The organism is Enterococcus sp. AZ129 (assembly GCF_051714505.1).
GTDB lineage: Bacteria > Bacillota > Bacilli > Lactobacillales > Enterococcaceae > Enterococcus > Enterococcus faecalis.
In genome coordinates this window covers 1,288,569-1,304,880 of sequence record NZ_JBIORY010000001.1, presented here as the reverse complement: position 1 = coordinate 1,304,880, position 16,312 = coordinate 1,288,569, and the positions used below count along the sequence as shown (strand labels likewise).

Annotated in this window: 16 protein-coding genes and 1 other annotated feature; of the genes, 5 read left to right on the top strand and 11 right to left on the bottom strand. The window is 36.6% G+C overall.

The features are described 5' to 3' along the window. Positions 1-10: 10 nt before the first annotated feature. The 4 genes from IGJ90_RS06490 to IGJ90_RS06475 are packed head-to-tail and all read right to left on the bottom strand — an operon-like array spanning position 11 to position 3,402. A complete protein-coding gene (locus tag IGJ90_RS06490) occupies positions 11-592 on the bottom strand; it encodes a V-type ATP synthase subunit E (protein ID WP_002365627.1) in 582 nt (193 codons plus the stop codon). A gap of 16 nt (positions 593-608) precedes the next feature. Beyond that, positions 609-1,082, bottom strand: a complete 474-nt coding sequence (locus IGJ90_RS06485) for a V-type ATP synthase subunit K (RefSeq protein WP_002363905.1) — start codon at positions 1,080-1,082, stop codon at positions 609-611. A 27-nt stretch (positions 1,083-1,109) separates the two neighbouring features. Beyond that, positions 1,110-3,089: a V-type ATP synthase subunit I gene (locus IGJ90_RS06480; protein WP_002366644.1), complete on the bottom strand. Its 1,980-nt coding sequence runs from the start codon at positions 3,087-3,089 to the stop codon at positions 1,110-1,112. Then, positions 3,079-3,402 (bottom strand): hypothetical protein, encoded by a 324-nt coding sequence (locus tag IGJ90_RS06475; RefSeq protein ID WP_002419305.1) that lies wholly within the window; start codon positions 3,400-3,402, stop codon positions 3,079-3,081. Before IGJ90_RS06475 ends, IGJ90_RS06480 begins: the two co-directional genes overlap by 11 nt. 116 nt (positions 3,403-3,518) lie before the next feature. Beyond that, positions 3,519-3,566 (bottom strand) — a sequence feature (sodium ion sensor (DUF1646 type); this cis-regulatory element may regulate processes involved in with the transportation of sodium ions). Positions 3,567-3,774: 208 nt separating this feature from the next. Here IGJ90_RS06475 and nrdI point away from each other — a divergent pair. Both nrdI and IGJ90_RS06465 read left to right on the top strand, forming a co-directional pair. Beyond that, positions 3,775-4,218 carry a class Ib ribonucleoside-diphosphate reductase assembly flavoprotein NrdI gene (gene nrdI, locus IGJ90_RS06470; RefSeq protein WP_010715174.1) on the top strand — a complete coding sequence of 148 codons (444 nt, stop codon included), beginning with the start codon at positions 3,775-3,777 and terminating at the stop codon, positions 4,216-4,218. Positions 4,219-4,276: 58 nt separating this feature from the next. After that, positions 4,277-4,456: a hypothetical protein gene (locus tag IGJ90_RS06465; protein WP_002357684.1), complete on the top strand. Its 180-nt coding sequence runs from the start codon at positions 4,277-4,279 to the stop codon at positions 4,454-4,456. Positions 4,457-4,521: 65 nt separating this feature from the next. On the opposite strand, the gene IGJ90_RS06460 is transcribed toward IGJ90_RS06465, so the two are convergent. Both IGJ90_RS06460 and gdhA read right to left on the bottom strand, forming a co-directional pair. Next, positions 4,522-5,871 carry a glucose-6-phosphate isomerase gene (locus IGJ90_RS06460; protein WP_002357685.1) on the bottom strand — a complete coding sequence of 450 codons (1,350 nt, stop codon included), beginning with the start codon at positions 5,869-5,871 and terminating at the stop codon, positions 4,522-4,524. A gap of 181 nt (positions 5,872-6,052) precedes the next feature. Next, positions 6,053-7,399 carry an NADP-specific glutamate dehydrogenase gene (gene gdhA / locus IGJ90_RS06455; protein WP_002360402.1) on the bottom strand — a complete coding sequence of 449 codons (1,347 nt, stop codon included), beginning with the start codon at positions 7,397-7,399 and terminating at the stop codon, positions 6,053-6,055. Between the two features lie 137 nt (positions 7,400-7,536). On the opposite strand from gdhA, the gene IGJ90_RS06450 reads away from it, so the two are divergent. Beyond that, the gene (locus tag IGJ90_RS06450; protein ID WP_002361770.1) at positions 7,537-8,823 is read left to right on the top strand and encodes an NAD(P)/FAD-dependent oxidoreductase; all 1,287 of its coding nucleotides are present in this window, start codon (positions 7,537-7,539) and stop codon (positions 8,821-8,823) included. A gap of 40 nt (positions 8,824-8,863) precedes the next feature. On the opposite strand, the gene abc-f is transcribed toward IGJ90_RS06450, so the two are convergent. After that, complete coding sequence (abc-f, locus tag IGJ90_RS06445) at positions 8,864-10,330, bottom strand: ribosomal protection-like ABC-F family protein (RefSeq protein ID WP_002366638.1); 1,467 nt, start codon at positions 10,328-10,330, stop codon at positions 8,864-8,866. Positions 10,331-10,575: 245 nt separating this feature from the next. On the opposite strand from abc-f, the gene IGJ90_RS06440 reads away from it, so the two are divergent. After that, positions 10,576-11,082: a hypothetical protein gene (locus tag IGJ90_RS06440; RefSeq protein ID WP_002366637.1), complete on the top strand. Its 507-nt coding sequence runs from the start codon at positions 10,576-10,578 to the stop codon at positions 11,080-11,082. A gap of 25 nt (positions 11,083-11,107) precedes the next feature. Here the strand turns inward: IGJ90_RS06440 and IGJ90_RS06435 are convergent, their stop codons facing one another. Further along, on the bottom strand, positions 11,108-12,502 hold the full coding sequence (locus IGJ90_RS06435; RefSeq protein WP_002357694.1) for a 6-phospho-beta-glucosidase: 1,395 nt from the start codon (positions 12,500-12,502) through the stop codon (positions 11,108-11,110). A 141-nt stretch (positions 12,503-12,643) separates the two neighbouring features. On the opposite strand from IGJ90_RS06435, the gene IGJ90_RS06430 reads away from it, so the two are divergent. Next, a complete protein-coding gene (locus IGJ90_RS06430; protein ID WP_002363900.1) occupies positions 12,644-13,642 on the top strand; it encodes a LacI family DNA-binding transcriptional regulator in 999 nt (332 codons plus the stop codon). Positions 13,643-13,677: 35 nt separating this feature from the next. On the opposite strand, the gene IGJ90_RS06425 is transcribed toward IGJ90_RS06430, so the two are convergent. From IGJ90_RS06425 to IGJ90_RS06415, 3 genes are all read right to left on the bottom strand, one after another. After that, entirely contained in the window at positions 13,678-14,940 is a 1,263-nt protein-coding gene (locus IGJ90_RS06425; protein WP_002357698.1) for an ABC transporter permease, read from the bottom strand. After that, on the bottom strand, positions 14,933-15,832 hold the full coding sequence (locus IGJ90_RS06420) for an ABC transporter ATP-binding protein (protein WP_002366635.1): 900 nt from the start codon (positions 15,830-15,832) through the stop codon (positions 14,933-14,935). Before IGJ90_RS06420 ends, IGJ90_RS06425 begins: the two co-directional genes overlap by 8 nt. A gap of 104 nt (positions 15,833-15,936) precedes the next feature. Further along, complete coding sequence (locus tag IGJ90_RS06415; protein WP_002366634.1) at positions 15,937-16,194, bottom strand: DUF3884 family protein; 258 nt, start codon at positions 16,192-16,194, stop codon at positions 15,937-15,939. Positions 16,195-16,312: the final 118 nt, after the last annotated feature.

The following is a 16,312-nucleotide window of genomic DNA, read 5'->3' as shown; positions in this document are numbered from 1 at the left end:
TCCTCCCTTCTTAACTGAAAAGTTTTTCTGCTACTTTAAAGCCTTCTGTTTTTTGAATCTCTTCAACTAATGCTGAAAAGAGAAAATTATAATCCAAACCGTCTTTTGCAACGATAAAGCCACTTTCTTTTGGAACAACTTCCTCTGAAAGCTCCCATTGAACAGTAGCATCAGAAAGAGCGGTCAGCCATTCTTGCGTCACTTTCGTTTGAGAATACTCGCCTAAAAGAATGGTTGCTTTTCCTGTTAATTCAAGTGAGCCTAATTGTGCTTTCATAAATTGTTGAAATTCTTCCGCTGACCATTCACTCATCTTTAAGACCACTTCGTCAAATAATTGGTTAAGATATGCTTGTTTTTTATTTAATGCATCCTGACGAATTTCTAGTGTTTGCCGTTGTTGGCGTTGTTTAAATTCTTTTAATAATTGTTGTTGTCGTTTTTCTATTTCATGTTCTTGCTTCAGCAAAATTTCTTGTTGTGCTGCTTGGAATTCTTGATCGATGCGCGTTTGTTCACTGGTGACATAGGCTTCGACTTCTTGCTTTCCTTGCTGCTTAATTTCACTGATGATTTTTTCAATGGCATCCATCCATCTGCCTCCTCAATTATTTGACGTTCAATACAAGTAAGAAGGAAATTACGAACCCTAAGATGGCATAAGTTTCAACCATGGCAGCATAGATAATTCCTTTTGTTGCATGTTCTGGTTTCTTCGCTAAAATTTGGATCCCCGCAGCGGCTACACGACCTTGGGCAATCCCAGAGAACAATCCAGCAAAGGCAATTGGTAAAGCTGCTACAAAATAGTTCAATCCTTGAACCATACTCATATCGTTTCCTAAGTTAATATAAATTAAGAAAGCAATAACGAAACCGTATAGTCCTTGTGTACCTGGTAATAACTGTAAAATTAACGCTTGACCAAATTTTTCTGGCTGCTCCGTCGTTAAAGCTGCTGCTGCTTCCCCAGTAAAGCCAACCCCTTTGGCTGATCCAATCCCAGCAAAAATTGTCGCCATCGCCATTCCTAATACTGCAAAAACAATTCCACCATTATTATTAATTAAGTAATCCATCATCTCTATTTTCCTCCAATAAATAATTTTCTATTTTTTCTCAACATTGACATACTTTTCTTTTGTTTTTAGCGGATTAAACGCCCGGCCACCGCCTGTGTAAAATTTTCCAAAGAACTCAACATATTGCAAACGTGCGCCATGAACATACGCACCTAATAACGATAAGAATATGTTTAACGCATGTAAAACAATTAACAGCAAGATCCCCACGCTAAAACGGGCAACTGGCGGCATGAACTCAACGAGCATATTAAACGCTGAAGCAATACTTCCCCCAGCAATTCCTAACGCCATCAAACGTGTATAACTAACTAGGTCACCGACATAACCTGTCACACCGTATAGTCCATACAGTCCTTTGGCTAAGCCTTTTAATTTGGCCTTCGATTGAATCATTGGAATCACAATAATTGCAATGGCAGAAAGACTAGCTAAAATCGCACCTGCTGTAAATAAGCCTTCATTTTTAACCACTAATTTACCAACGACTAACAATGCTAAACCAAACAAAATCCCTAACCAAGCGTAACTTTCGTTAATACTATCTAAATAGCGCTTTTGTTTTGATAACTGAATCCCATTAATCATTAAACCGACAACCAATTGGATAAACCCAAAAATAACCGATAAAATAAGAATCGTATTTACATCTTCGGTCGTTGATAAAATCGGAAATGGTGATTTGATTCCAAATATTGTTGGCGGTAATGCTGCACCGAAAAACGAACCGTAAATGAAACCCCAAATAATTGTTGGAAATGATAAAATCAAGAAAAAGTCGGCAAAACGTTTCATGCCTCTCGGTAAAACAAATGCTTTCAACGCAATAATAGACAAGAGTAGCATCAGTAAGCCATAGCCAATATCCGCTACCATCATACCAAAAAAGACTAGATAAAACGGCATCATCGCAGGTGTCGGATCAACTTCTTCATATTTTGGTAAGCTATACATCTCTGTTAACATTTCAAACGGCTGCACCAATTTATTATTCGCTAGTTTAACCGGTATATCTGTCTCAATTTCCGCCTTCGTAGGATTTTCAAAAGTAAGAGCTATTTCGTCCTTAGGAACTTTTTCTTCAATCGCTGTCAAAATCTCAGCTTTTTCTTCGACTGGAATCCACGTTTGCAAGATGAAAAATGACGAAGCATTTAACAAATGTTGACGTGCTTGTTCTCTTTGGATAACCGCCAATAAGACTTCTTCAGCCAAGCAAAACGTTTCATAGAAATCATGATAAGAAGCCAGTTGTTGCTTTAAGGTTTTTTCTTCTTTTTGTAAAATTTCATATCGTTCTTTGACTTGTTGATATGCCTCTTTAGGCGGAACATCATAACGGTATTGGAGTGGTTCAAAACTATATTGGTTTAATAACTCGGTTACACTCTGCTGATGTTCCTTCAGGTAAACGAGTGTAAAATAACTATGATGCATACTTTGATAAATTTCTTCAAAATAAACCGTTGGCCATTGAGACAAAGCGCTCAAGAAACTGGCTTTATTGGCTAGATTTATCGAACCATGAACGACATAACTACTTTTTAACTGCTGTTTATGCGGTAAAATATCCAGATATTGCCAGCGGCCTAATAATTCTTCTTCAGCTTCTAATCCTTGACGATCTGTTTGAATTTGTTTCAAAGATTCTTGAATATTCTTTAATTCCGTCAAATAGCTTTGTAATGTTTTTTCATCAAAGGTTTGTTCCAACTCTTCTAAGGTATAGACTTTTCTTTTTATCTTTAACCCTTTTCCTGAAGAACGTGTCAAAAATAAAAGAAGCTCTTGCAATTGTTGTAGCATCGTTTCATATTTACGTAGCTGTTCAGTTGACTGTTCTGCTTGTAAAAAAGAATATTGACTCTTTAAGGCTTGTTCTTCTTCAGGCGAATGAAAAATCCGTTTTACTTCGACAATTTGCAAGCCTTGAATGGCTTGTAGAATTGCTGCTTCTTTTTCGGCAGCGGCAATTATTGTCATTTTTTCCATTTTACTAACTGCCATAAACGTCTTTCACCCTCTCAATAATTGAATCAATGACTTGTTCTTTGTTCGCTTCATAACGTTCGTGAAGCGCTTGTTCAGTGCGCTTTGTTTCATCTAAAAGTTGTTCTTTTTCAAGTTGTAACATCTTTTCTTGCGTTGCTAGTGAATCCGTCAGCACTTTTTCAACAGCTTCTTCACTCTCTTGACGTAGTTCAGCTAAACGTTCTTGCTTATGTTCTTCATATAAACGACAATTCATCTTAGCTTGTTGCCGATGCTCTTCCACCGCATCCTCCGCTGCCTTGATTTGCTCTAGTACTTCTTGTACCATTGTCTCCACCTCCTTAGTTTTTACACCTTTAGCATATAAGAAAAAGGACTAGCGAAATAGAGATACGCTCAGCCCTTTTGTTTTAGGTATGCAAAAAGGCGCAAACTCAAAAATTGTTCTTCTCACCCCTTGAAGAACTGAATCCTTGAAGCTTTCGCCCAACCATTCTTTATTCAATACTCTACCATCTTAGCAAAGTTTTTCGCAAAATTCAATACTTACCCAAATGAATTAAAATAACAAATTTTCACTTTTACAATAGGTAATAAAAAGGCATTATTTTTTTCGCTTTATAATTATTGATCTTGAATTTTTTTCACATAGATGTGCTATACTTACGTAAACAATTAAATTTATTTGGAGGGATCTCTGATGAATATACGATATATTTCAATCTCTGGTAATACACGCTCATTTGTTCAACGTTTAACAGCTTATGCCGAAGAGCAACATCAGCAAAATGAAAAAAATCCTACGATTACTTTCAAAGAAATTTCGGAAAATTCTCCGTTAGAAGTAGAAACAGAACCATTTTTTACTTTTGTGCCTACCTATTTAGATGGTGGCGATGGCATCAACAACGGCAATACCGAAATTTTAACAGAAGTCATGCGAGAATATCTTGCTTTTGAAAATAATTATCGTTATTGCTCTGGCGTGGTGGGCAGCGGCAATAAAAACTTTAACCACCAATACTGCCTGACAGCTAAACAGTATGCGGAACAATTTAACTTTCCCTTCTTAGCTGACTATGAATTAAGAGGTACCCAAGCGGATATTGAACGAATTTATGCTATTTTAAAGAAAAACCAATAAGCAAGTTTCATTACTAAAAAGCTCACCTATGATAGACTACATTTTGAGGTGAAGAAAAATGAGAAATACATGGTTAGCAGAACAACTTCAGTCAATCAGCGAAGAACCCAATTCTTTTATTATCGAGGAAACCATCAAATATATTGAACAATTAGAAGATGATAATGAAAGTCTTCAAGTTGCATTGGAAGGAACCATTTGGAGTCCTAAAAAATGGAACGAACCATTGGAAAAATAATTTAAACAGAAGAAAAGAGCCAGAAACGTAAGTGTTCCTGGCTCTTTTCTTCTGTTATTTACAAATTATAGACGTGCATTTAAATCTTTTGCTAATTCTTCAAATCCTGGTTTACCTAATAAAGCGAACATGTTGCGTTTGTAAGCTTCAACACCTGGTTGGTCAAATGGATTAACCCCATTTAAGTAACCTGAGATACCCACCGCAATTTCAAAGAAGTACATAACATAACCTAATGAATAAGCATCCATTGTTGGCACTTTAACGATCATGTTTGGCACACCACCATCTGTGTGAGCAAGCAACGTACCTTCGAACGCTTTTGTATTGACGAAGTCAATTTCTTTTCCTTGTAAATAGCCTAGGCCATCTAGATCTTCATTTTGTTCTGGAATTGAAATGCTATGGCGTGGATTTTCAATTTTAACCACTGTTTCAAATAAGTTACGCATACCTTCTTGAACATATTGACCCATGGAATGTAAGTCAGTTGAAAAGTCTGCGGCTGCTGGGAAAATACCTTTGCCATCTTTACCTTCTGATTCACCGTATAATTGTTTCCACCATTCAGAGAAATAGTGCATGCCAGGCTCATAGTTAATTAACATTTCAGTTGTTTTGCCTTTACGATATAAAATATTACGTAACGCAGCATATTGATAGGCTTGGTTTTCTTTTAAGTCGCTCGTTGCGCCGTATTCTTTACGTGCATCATTTGCACCTTCCATTAAACGATCAATATCCGCGCCGCTAACAGCGATTGGTAAAAGACCTACTGGCGTTAAAACAGTGAAACGGCCGCCCACATCATCAGGAATCACAAATGTTTCCCAACCTTCCGCATCAGCTTCAACTTTTACTGCTCCTTTAGCACGGTCAGTTGTCGCATAAATACGTTTATTGGCTTCTTCTTTGCCATATTTATTAATTAATAACTCTTTAAAGACGCGGAAAGCAATCGCTGGTTCTGTCGTAGTTCCAGATTTTGAAATAACGTTGACAGAAAAATCACGATCACCAATCACATTGATTAAATCAGCTAAATAAGTTGAGCTGATGCTATTTCCAGCAAAGAAGATTTGTGGCGCTTTCCGTTCTTCTTTGGATAATAGATTATTAAATGAATGTGTCAAAAATTCAATTGCTGCACGGGCACCTAAATATGAACCACCGATACCAATGACTACTAATACCTCAGAGTCAGATTGAATTTTTGCTGCTGCTTTTTTAATGCGCGCGAATTCTTCTTTGTCATAGTTTTCTGGTAAATCAATCCAGCCAGTAAAATCATTACCAGCTCCTGTACCTTCACGTAATGCTTTGTCCACTGCAGTGACTTGTGTTTGCATGTATTCCAATTCATGGTCAGCAACAAATGGTGCTAATTTGGAATAATCTAATTGAATGTGTGACATTCCTTTTCCTCCTCGAAAGTAAACTTACTACATGTATACTTTACGTGTTTTTAGACATTTTTTCAAGCAAATTCTTTTGGATAGACCAATTGTTTAATTTTAACTATTTAATTAGAGATATTTATTCTCTTAATCAAACAAACCAAGAAAAAATGCTAGGAAATCCTAGCATTTTTTGTTATTAAACGAGTCCTTGACTTAGCATCGCTGCCGCTACTTTTTCGAAGCCAGCAATATTCGCACCTAAAACAAAGTTATCTCGTGCCTGATATTCGTTAGCTGTATCACGACAAGTCTCATAAATGTTTTGCATAATTTGATCTAGCATACCGTCAACTTTTTCAAAGGACCAAGCTAAACGTTCAGCATTTTGGCTCATCTCTAATGCAGAAACCGCAACACCACCTGCATTAGCGGCTTTACCTGGACAATAAATTACAGCTGATTTAGCAAAAACGGCGACTGCTTCTAGTGTACAAGGCATATTTGCGCCTTCTGCCACGACTTTCACTCCATTTTTCACTAAAATAGCGGCTTGCTTTTCGTTGATTTCATTTTGTGTTGCACATGGTAACGCAATGTCATACGCTGTTTCGAAATCCCAAACAGATTCTTTATCATAATAAGTTGCGCCTTTACGTGTTTCAACATATTTTGAAATGCGTTCACGATTTTTTTCTTTTAGTTCTTTTACTAACGCCACATCAATTCCTTCTGGATCATAGACAAAACCAGACGAATCGGAACATGTGATTACTGTGGCGCCTAGCTCAGTTGCTTTTTCCATGGCATAAATTGCGACATTCCCGCTACCAGAAACAGCGACTTTTTTGCCTTCAAACGTATCGTTTTTATCTGCTAATAAATGTTTAACAAAATAAACCGTTCCATAACCCGTCGCTTCTGTTCTTGCTTGGCTTCCCCAGTATCCTAAAGGTTTTCCAGTCAACACTCCTGCATCATAGTTGCGCAAGCGTTTATACATGCCAAACAAATAACCAATTTCACGAGCGCCTACGCCAATATCGCCTGCTGGAACATCTGTACTTGGACCAATATGTTTTTGAAGTTCGGTCATGAAACTTTGACAAAAGCGCATCACTTCAGCATCTGACTTACCTTTTGGATCAAAATCACTACCGCCTTTGCCGCCACCGATTGGCAAACCAGTTAAACTATTTTTAAAAATTTGTTCAAAGGCCAAAAACTTCATCACACTTAAATTCACACTTGGATGAAACCGCAAACCACCTTTGTATGGTCCAATCGCTGAATTATATTGGACACGATAGCCTCTGTTCACATGCCAATTGCCCTGGTCATCTTGCCACGGCACACGAAATTGAAAAATACGTTCAGGTTCAATCAAGACACCTAAAACATTTGCTTCAATGTATTGAGGATTTTTTTCTAAAAAACCTTCTACGGTTGGTAAAAACTCATCGACTGCTTGTAAATATTCTGTTTGACCTTGGTCTAATTGGTGAATCTTTTCTTGAATATTTTTAACATATTGTTTTGCGTCCATTTAATCATCCTCTCATTGTTATAGGTTTATTTTAACTGAAAATTCAAAAATTACCATAGTCAAACGTTTATTTTTTCCTTAAATCCAGAAAAAATCCTGTAATTATGGTACACTACCTATTGAATTGGAGGAGAACTATGAAGAAATTTGATGTAATTATTGTCGGCGCTGGGACGAGTGGTATGATGGCCACGATTGCGGCTGCAGAAGCAGGCGCTCAAGTATTATTGATTGAAAAAAATCGCCGTGTTGGGAAAAAATTATTAATGACTGGTGGCGGCCGCTGTAATGTAACCAATAATCGGCCCGCAGAAGAAATCATTTCATTTATTCCTGGGAATGGAAAATTTTTATACAGCGCATTTTCACAATTTGATAACTATGATATCATGAACTTTTTTGAATCCAATGGTATTCACTTAAAAGAAGAAGATCACGGACGCATGTTCCCTGTTACAGATAAATCGAAGTCAATTGTTGATGCGCTATTTAACCGTATTAACGAATTAGGAGTCACTGTTTTTACAAAAACACAGGTCACAAAATTACTACGAAAAGACGATCAAATAATTGGCGTTGAAACCGAACTGGAAAAAATTTATGCACCGTGTGTTGTATTAACAACTGGCGGCCGCACTTATCCTTCCACAGGAGCAACTGGTGATGGCTATAAACTAGCCAAAAAAATGGGGCATACCATCAGCCCTCTCTACCCTACCGAATCGCCTATTATTTCTGAAGAACCTTTTATCCTTGATAAAACGTTGCAAGGTCTCTCTTTACAAGATATTAATTTAACTGTTTTGAACCAAAAAGGAAAACCTTTAGTTAATCATCAAATGGATATGCTGTTTACACATTTTGGCATTTCAGGACCTGCCGCGCTCCGCTGTTCTAGTTTTATTAACCAAGAATTAACTCGCAACGGCAATCAACCTGTCACGGTAGCCTTGGATGTGTTTCCGACAAAATCTTTTGAAGAAGTGCTGAAAAATGTTGATTACATGATTGAGGAACAGCCAAATAAAGTGGCAAAAAATGCCTTTCATTCTTTAATACCAGAACGTCTGCTTACTTTTTATCTAGAGAAACTAGCAATTGAAGAAGTGCCTGCCAAACAACTGACAGAAAAGCAACGTCTTTCCTTTGTGGAACTACTGAAAGACTTTCAGTTCACTGTTACGAAAACATTGCCCTTGGAAAAATCTTTTGTCACAGGCGGTGGGATTTCCCTCAAAGAAGTGACCCCTAAAACAATGGAGAGCAAATTAGTCAATGGTTTATTTTTTGCTGGTGAACTTTTAGATATTAATGGCTATACTGGAGGCTACAATGTTACAGCTGCATTTGTCACTGGACATGTTGCTGGCTCCCATGCCGCAGAAATTGCAGAATACACCTATTTACCAATTGAAGAAGTCTAAACAAAAAGTCGCTAAAATAGCGACTTTTTGTTTGCTTTTTTTATTTATCAATAATTTTCCCGTTTTCTAAATAAATAGTGCGGGTGGCTACTTTTTCCACAAACGTTTCATCATGCGAGGTGAAAATTACTGTTCCTTGATAGGCACTTATAAATTCTTCAAGTGCTTGGATTGTCTCTAAATCAAGAAAATTGGTGGGTTCATCCAATAAGATGATATTATTTGGTTCTATAAATAATTGAGCCAAAGTAATTTTTATGGCTTCGCCACCACTTAGAGAAGATATCTTTGTCTGTAAATTTTCTTGTTGAAAACCTAGACGATATAAAAGTGAACGCACAATCTTTTCAGAATAATTTGTCCGCTTCAATAAATAAGTCAATAGTGGTTCATCATTTTTTAATCGATAATCTAATTGATGATACGTTCCTAACCGGACTTTGGGAGAAAAGTAAATGGCCGGGTGACGGGCTTCAATTTGTTGAAGGAAAGTACTCTTCCCAGCACCATTTTTTCCACAAAGTGCTATTTTTTCGTTTAAAGGAATTTGAACGTTCACTTGGTTAAGAATTGCTCGATTCTCATAAGCAAAAGTTAAATTTTCAATTCTAATTGGATATGGATTGTATAAAGAGAACTGATTATTAGTAGGAAAAATAATTTTTCGCTCTTGTTTTGCTTGCGCAACATCGGGTAATCTGTCAATTCTGGCATTAATCGCTTTCGCTTGTTTTTGGAGTGCTTTTTGTACGGTATCTTTTTGTTTAGAACCAGCTAAACGACTAGGTTGAATTTGCTTTTGTTTTTGTTTTTTTGAAACATGACTAGATTTTTGCGCTTGTGCTTGTTTCTTTGCGTAAGATTCCTGTAATTTTTTCTTTTCCTTTTGATATTGATGATAGACATTATATTGTGTTTGCTGTTCCAATTCTTTTTGACGACAATACGCATCGTAGTTCCCTAAATATTCTTTGACATGTCCATCCGAAACTTCCCAAATTTTCTCTGCTAATTGATTCAAGAAAAAGCGATCATGACTAACAAACAAAACGGTCCCATAATAATACGTTAAATCTGCCACTAACAACTGACGATGTTCTTTATCTAAATGTGTGGTTGGTTCATCTAAAATAACCCCGGTTGGATACTCTGAAAATAATGTTGCTAAGCGTTTTTGGACTTTTTCGCCACCACTTAGTTTTTGATTTTTCTGATTTAGCAAACAGTTTTTGTCAGTTTTCTCTGATTCATTCGTTATTTCTTCAGCTACTTGTGCCAAGTAATGAAAGTCGTTCAATCTTTGAACTTTTCCTTTATCTGATTGAATCTTACCCATAATTAAATTGAGCAGTGCTGATTTTCCTGCGCCGTTTTTACCAATAATCCCAATTTTTTCATTTTCATATACAAATAATTCATCAATTTCTAGAATTGGTTTTCCCGAAAAGTGAATACTTACTTCTTTCAGATGAATACTTAATTTTTTCATTTCGCCCTCTTCTTTCATTTCTGAAACGAAAGAATCTTGGGTACGCAAAAAAGGACAGCCTAATCGCTATCCTTGTAGTTTCGTATAAAAGTACACACGTCACCCATGAATTTTAATTTCAGACTTTTTGATAAGATTTATTCAATTTATTTTGTCAAAAAGTCAATCCAAATTCTGATAGATGCCAACATACAATTATACCTCCTCGTTTAATTACTCCCACATTAACACCTCTGCTTTCTTTTGTCAATTCTGACCCTAAAATGAGAGAATCGGACTTTAGTAGGATACAATTTTACCGAAACTATGGCAAAATAAAGACGGAGGTGAAAACCATGAAGATTACATTGACACGAAAAACATCAGCTTGGGGCGCGTTACGCTATTTTACATTTTATAAAAATGGTGTGCATCAAGGGAAACTTTTTACTAATGTACCTATTGAAATTGAGGCTGATCCTGGGGATGTTTTAACGTTCTATGAAGGCTGGTTCCAATTTTATCGGCGCATTGAAGTTACTGAAGATACCAAAGAAATCACGATTATCAATTCTAAAAAATTGCAACACGTTTTTTATACCTGTGTCGTCTTATTTTTAATTTTAACGCTATTATTCCTTTCCGCACAGAAACTTTCGACATTTATTATTGCTGAAATTTTAATTTACTCTGGTATTCAGTGGCTGTTCCGGCAACAAACCTATCATTTTACTGTCAAGAAAAAAACGGAACCCTTTGCTTCCTATTCTAAAAAAAGTATCGCACACTAAACGAATCTTTAGCGTGCGATATTTTTTAATTACTTTTCATTAATTCGGCCACATATGTGACTGTTTCTGGTTGTGTTTCTTCAATTTTATTAATCGCATCTGCAAAATTCGGTAAATGCGCTTTGTGGGCAATTAATAATTCGTCCAACAAGGTCTTCGCCATGACGCCGCCAGGAACTAATGGATTAATAGTGAAAGCATGCAATGCTGCGCCGTAATCACCATTGATGGCTGCTCGAATAACCGTTTCTTCCATAGCTTTCATATTTTGAATAATTCCTCGTGCTGCTGGCGGAAAGGCCCCCCAGTTGTAAGGTTCATGGCCATGAGCTGTCACAGGTCCAGATACTTCTACAACACAATCATACGGTAAATCAGTAATTGTCCCATTATTTTCAGTAGAAACAACCATATCCGTTCGTTTATCATTATAAATTGATGCAATCATTTCACAAGCTGCATCGCTATAGTGTGTGCCGCCCCGTTCTTCTAATTCTTTTGGTTTGTAATCTAGTTTGGGATCTTTATACAATTCAAACAGACGACCTTCCGTTTCTTTAACCACTTGTGCTCTTGTTTCGCCCCGTTCATACTCTTCGATGGAATGCTTCAACATCTCATCTTCAATATAATAATAGCGATGATAACCACATGGTAACATTCCTAAATCTTTTAACTGTTCATAATGGAACGGCGCATCAAAAATATTTTTCAAATGACTTTCTTGCTCTTGCTTAGGTCCGTAAATTAAATCAATGAGTTCTTGTGTTCGCTCTTGTCCTTCTTTGTCCCAAACGCGGTGCCAATGGAAATGATTAATTCCAGCAAATTTAAAGAATAAGTCTTCTTCTGGAATTCCCAGCATTTCGGCCGCTTGTTTTCTATGACCAATCGGCACATTACATAAGCCAACTGTTTTTTTCCAACCGCCATGTTTAATTGCAGCTTCCGTAACCATTCCAGCTGGATTAGTAAAATTCACTAACCAAGCATCTGGGCAAAGGCGTTTCATATCGTCAATAATAGCTAAAATGACAGGAATTGTTCGAAATGCTTTAAACATTCCTCCCGCGCCATTTGTTTCTTGGCCTAATACCCCATGGGACAAAGGAATCCGTTCATCTTTAATGCGAGCATCTAATAATCCTACACGAAACTGTGTTGAAACAAAATCCGCCCCTTTTAAGGCTGCTTCACGGTCCAATGTTAAATGAACTTCCCAATCTAAACCAGCAGCTTTAATCATGCGCTTCGCCATTGCCCCAACGATTTCCAATTTTTCTTTACCAGCTTCAATATCGACTAACCAAATTTCCTTAATTGGCAGTTCATCTTTTCTTTTAATGTATCCTTCAATTAATTCAGGTGTATAACTAGAACCGCCACCAATTGTTGCAATTTTTAATGCTCCTCTTGTCATCCGTCTTCTTCCTCCTTGATTAAATTGTTATCGTTTACATCTTTAGGATAAATTATGGGAATGTTCCCATGTCAAGCACTATTTTCAAAAAAATGTATGCTATACTTCTTATAAGAATACATTCCACTTTGGAGGTAAAAAATGACGTCTATCATTGATGTAGCAAAAGTTGCCGGTGTCTCGAAATCGACTGTTTCTCGCTTAATTTCTGGAAAAGGATATGTAAGTGCCGATAGTCAAGAAAAAATTCTCAAAGCAATGAAAGAATTAAATTATACCCCGAATTATGTGGCGCGGAATTTACGAGCAGGCGCCACAAAAACCATTGGCTTTTTAGCCCCTAGCTATTTAGGTTCCTTAGGCATTTTCTTGAATCGCTTTATTTCAATTGCCAAAAAATACAATTATTCCGTAACCTTATTTTTTACAGATGGCGATCAGCAGAAAGAAATTGATGCCTTGAACCAATTAAAATACAAACAATTAGATGGCTTGTTTTTATTGACACGAACAAATGAATGGTCGGTGATTGAGCCATACAGCGCGTATGGCCCTTTAGCAACCTGGCATCGTATCGATTCACCTAATATATACTCTTCCTACATTGATCATTACTCTGGTTATTATCGTTCCTTAGAATATTTACAACAACAAGGATACCAAAAAATTGGTCATGTCCTCGGTAATCCCGAAAACTTAAACACGCACGCACGAAAACGTGCAATGAAAGATTTTTATGAAAACACTCAGGCACCTTGGCAAGCTGAGTGGCTGATTAATGATCAGTATACTAACCATTCTGGTCGCAAAATTGCCCATTACTGGCAACAATTAACCGACAAGCCAGAAGCTTTGGCCTTTTATAATGATCACGTAGCAGCTGAGTTTATTTCAGAACTTGAAAATCTAAATTATGCCGTTCCTCGCGATGTCGCTGTCATTGGCTTTGATAATAGTTATGTCAGTGAATTGATGCATATTACGACTGTTGATTATGCCATTCAGTATCAAGCCGAAAACTCATTTATTTACCTATACAACCAATTAAATCAGACGAACATTCCTGAAAAAAAATTAACCGTTCGTCTAGTTGAACGACGAACGGTGCCTAAAAAAGACCCGGCAGATCAGTCACTTTGACTGATTTACCGGGTCCTTTTAGAGTTAAACAAAAATTATTTATGCTTTTGTTCATTTTTTAAAATAGAAATTGACTGTTTTAAGGATTGAATCATGCCGCCTTCGCTGTATACAAGAACGTTTGATTTGTATAAACGAGCAGAGAAGATTGTTAAAATAATTCCAAAAACTGCCAAAATCACTAATGAGACAATTGCTTCCATTGTTGATGCCGTTTCGGTCGCCAAGCGTACTGGCATAATGTATGACGAAATCAGCGGAATAAAGGAAGTCACTTTCACCACGATATTTTGTGGATCATTCGTCCCAAACGTAATGCCAATCATATAACCGATTAAACCAATATACATGATGGGCTGAACTGCTTTTGCTGTATCCTCTGGTTTGGAAACAAGAGAACCACAAAGTGCTGCCAAAACAGCAAAAACGAGAATACCAATAATGAAAAAGCCTAATGTAAAAATAAAGGTTGATGAAAAAATACTTTGTGGTGAAATACCACTTAATAGACTTTTCATAAAATCAAGATTTTTCAATTGAGAATAGCCGAGAACAAACGCCACTCCGTAAATGAAAATTTGTGTTAAAGCTACTAGAATAACCCCAGTTAATTTGCCATAAAAATGGGTTTGCGCTTTTGTACTAGAGAGAATAACTTCCATGATTCTAGTGCCTTTTTCAGAAGCAATCTCTTGGGCAATAATTGAAGAATAACTGCTGATGAAGACAAATAACAAAATTGTTATCCCCATTGCTAACGCCATTTGAATCCCTGTGTTATCTTCTCCTGTTTTTATTTTGCCATTTTCATCAAAACTAATTTTGGCTTTTTTAAATGTTGCTTGTTGATTCAACATGGCAACTTGCTCAGCTGTTAGGTTTAAACGATTGGCATTCGCCATTGTTTGTAATTGGTTTAACATTTGAGGGATTAGCATCTCGGTTGCATTTCCTAAAGAGCGTTCAGAGTAAAGCTGACCAGAAATCTGATTATCTGTAGTGTCCAAAAGTAAATAGGCATCAATTTTCTCGTCTTTTAATTGTTCTTGGGCCTTTTTCTCAGAAGAAACAGCTTTGAAAGAAAAGTCCTCTGTTTTATTCTTTGTCAACTCTTTAACGAGCGCTTGATTTTCCGAAACCAGACCAATGGTAGTATCTCCTGAAAAACCGCTAGCTAGAGAGCCCGCTAAGTAAACAATTCCTACAAGAAGAAATGGCGCTAAAATCATGATTAAGAAAGACAGCGACTTCACATTTTTCTTATAGACATCAGTCGCAATAATCCAAAATTTACTCATCTTGCCCACCTACTTTCATTTTGAAAATTTCTTCCAATGTTGGTGGTTGTTGATTAAACATTGGAATGTAGCCGTTGGCTGTCGCTTTATCAAACAACACTTTGCCCACTTCAGCGTTTTCTAATGTCGCTTCTAAGACGCCATCTTGTCGCAAGTGTGCTTCTTGCACACCTGCTGTAGCAGCAACTTCCTCAACAGATAACGGTGATTCTAAAAATAATTTTGTTCGACCAAATTGTTGTCGAATTTCATGAACCTGACCATCTAAAACCATGCGTCCATTTTTTAACATGACTAAATGGTCACAGATTTTCTCCACATTGTCCATATTATGACTGGAAAAAATGACACAAGAACCTTGATTTTTCAATTCAATAATGCCGTCTTTTAATAATTCTGCATTAACTGGATCCAAGCCACTGAATGGTTCGTCTAAAATAATTAACTTCGGTTCATGAATAAGTGTCGCAATCAATTGAACTTTTTGTTGATTGCCTTTTGATAAAGATTTAACTTTATCTGTTTTTTTGCCTTTAACTTGAAATTTTTCCATCCAAAAGTCAATTTTAGGTTCAATTTCTTTTTTAGTTTTTCCCCGCAACGAAGCGAAATAAATTAGTTGGTCTTCAATCGTAATTTTAGGATATAAACCCCGTTCTTCTGGTAAATAACCAATAATATTGTATTCTTTTTCGTTTAATGGTTGGCCATTCCATAAAACCGACCCGCTATCTTGTGTTAAAAAATTTAAAATCAAGCGAAACGTAGTTGTTTTCCCGGCACCATTTTGGCCAATTAATCCTAAAATTTTCCCGTCCGGTATCGTAAAGGATACATGATCAACTGCTTTAAAATCCCCAAAGGTTTTGACTAACTCTTTTACCTCTAACACATAAACGCCCCCTTCACTTTTTCTAAACCGCTGTTTAGTTACTCATATCGTATCTTTCCTGTGTTGGCTTGTCAATGACAATTGTTATGGAAAGATGTTGCACTTTAATCAGACGCTTTATTTTCTGCTAAACGAAAAAGGCCATCCGTCTCGGTAGAAATATGCACTTCATTTGCGGTCAAGCCTGTGCTTTCATAAAATGTATTTTTAAATTCCTTTGCCGATTTTGATGATTGGCAGGCCCAAATTCGACCTGTACGATTCAGCCATCTACCCAATTCATTCATTAAACGCTCATCAATCAGTAATTGATTTGGTACTTTTTTAAATTTTATTTGATAAACGGGTGTTAGTATTTTCATGATCAGACGTCCTCTCTTTTAAGTTAGTATTAGTATATCACGAAAGAAATCGTTATCATATTTTCTTGAGAGTTCAACTTTTCATGAAAAAATTGAATAAAAAAACCAGACAAATTAG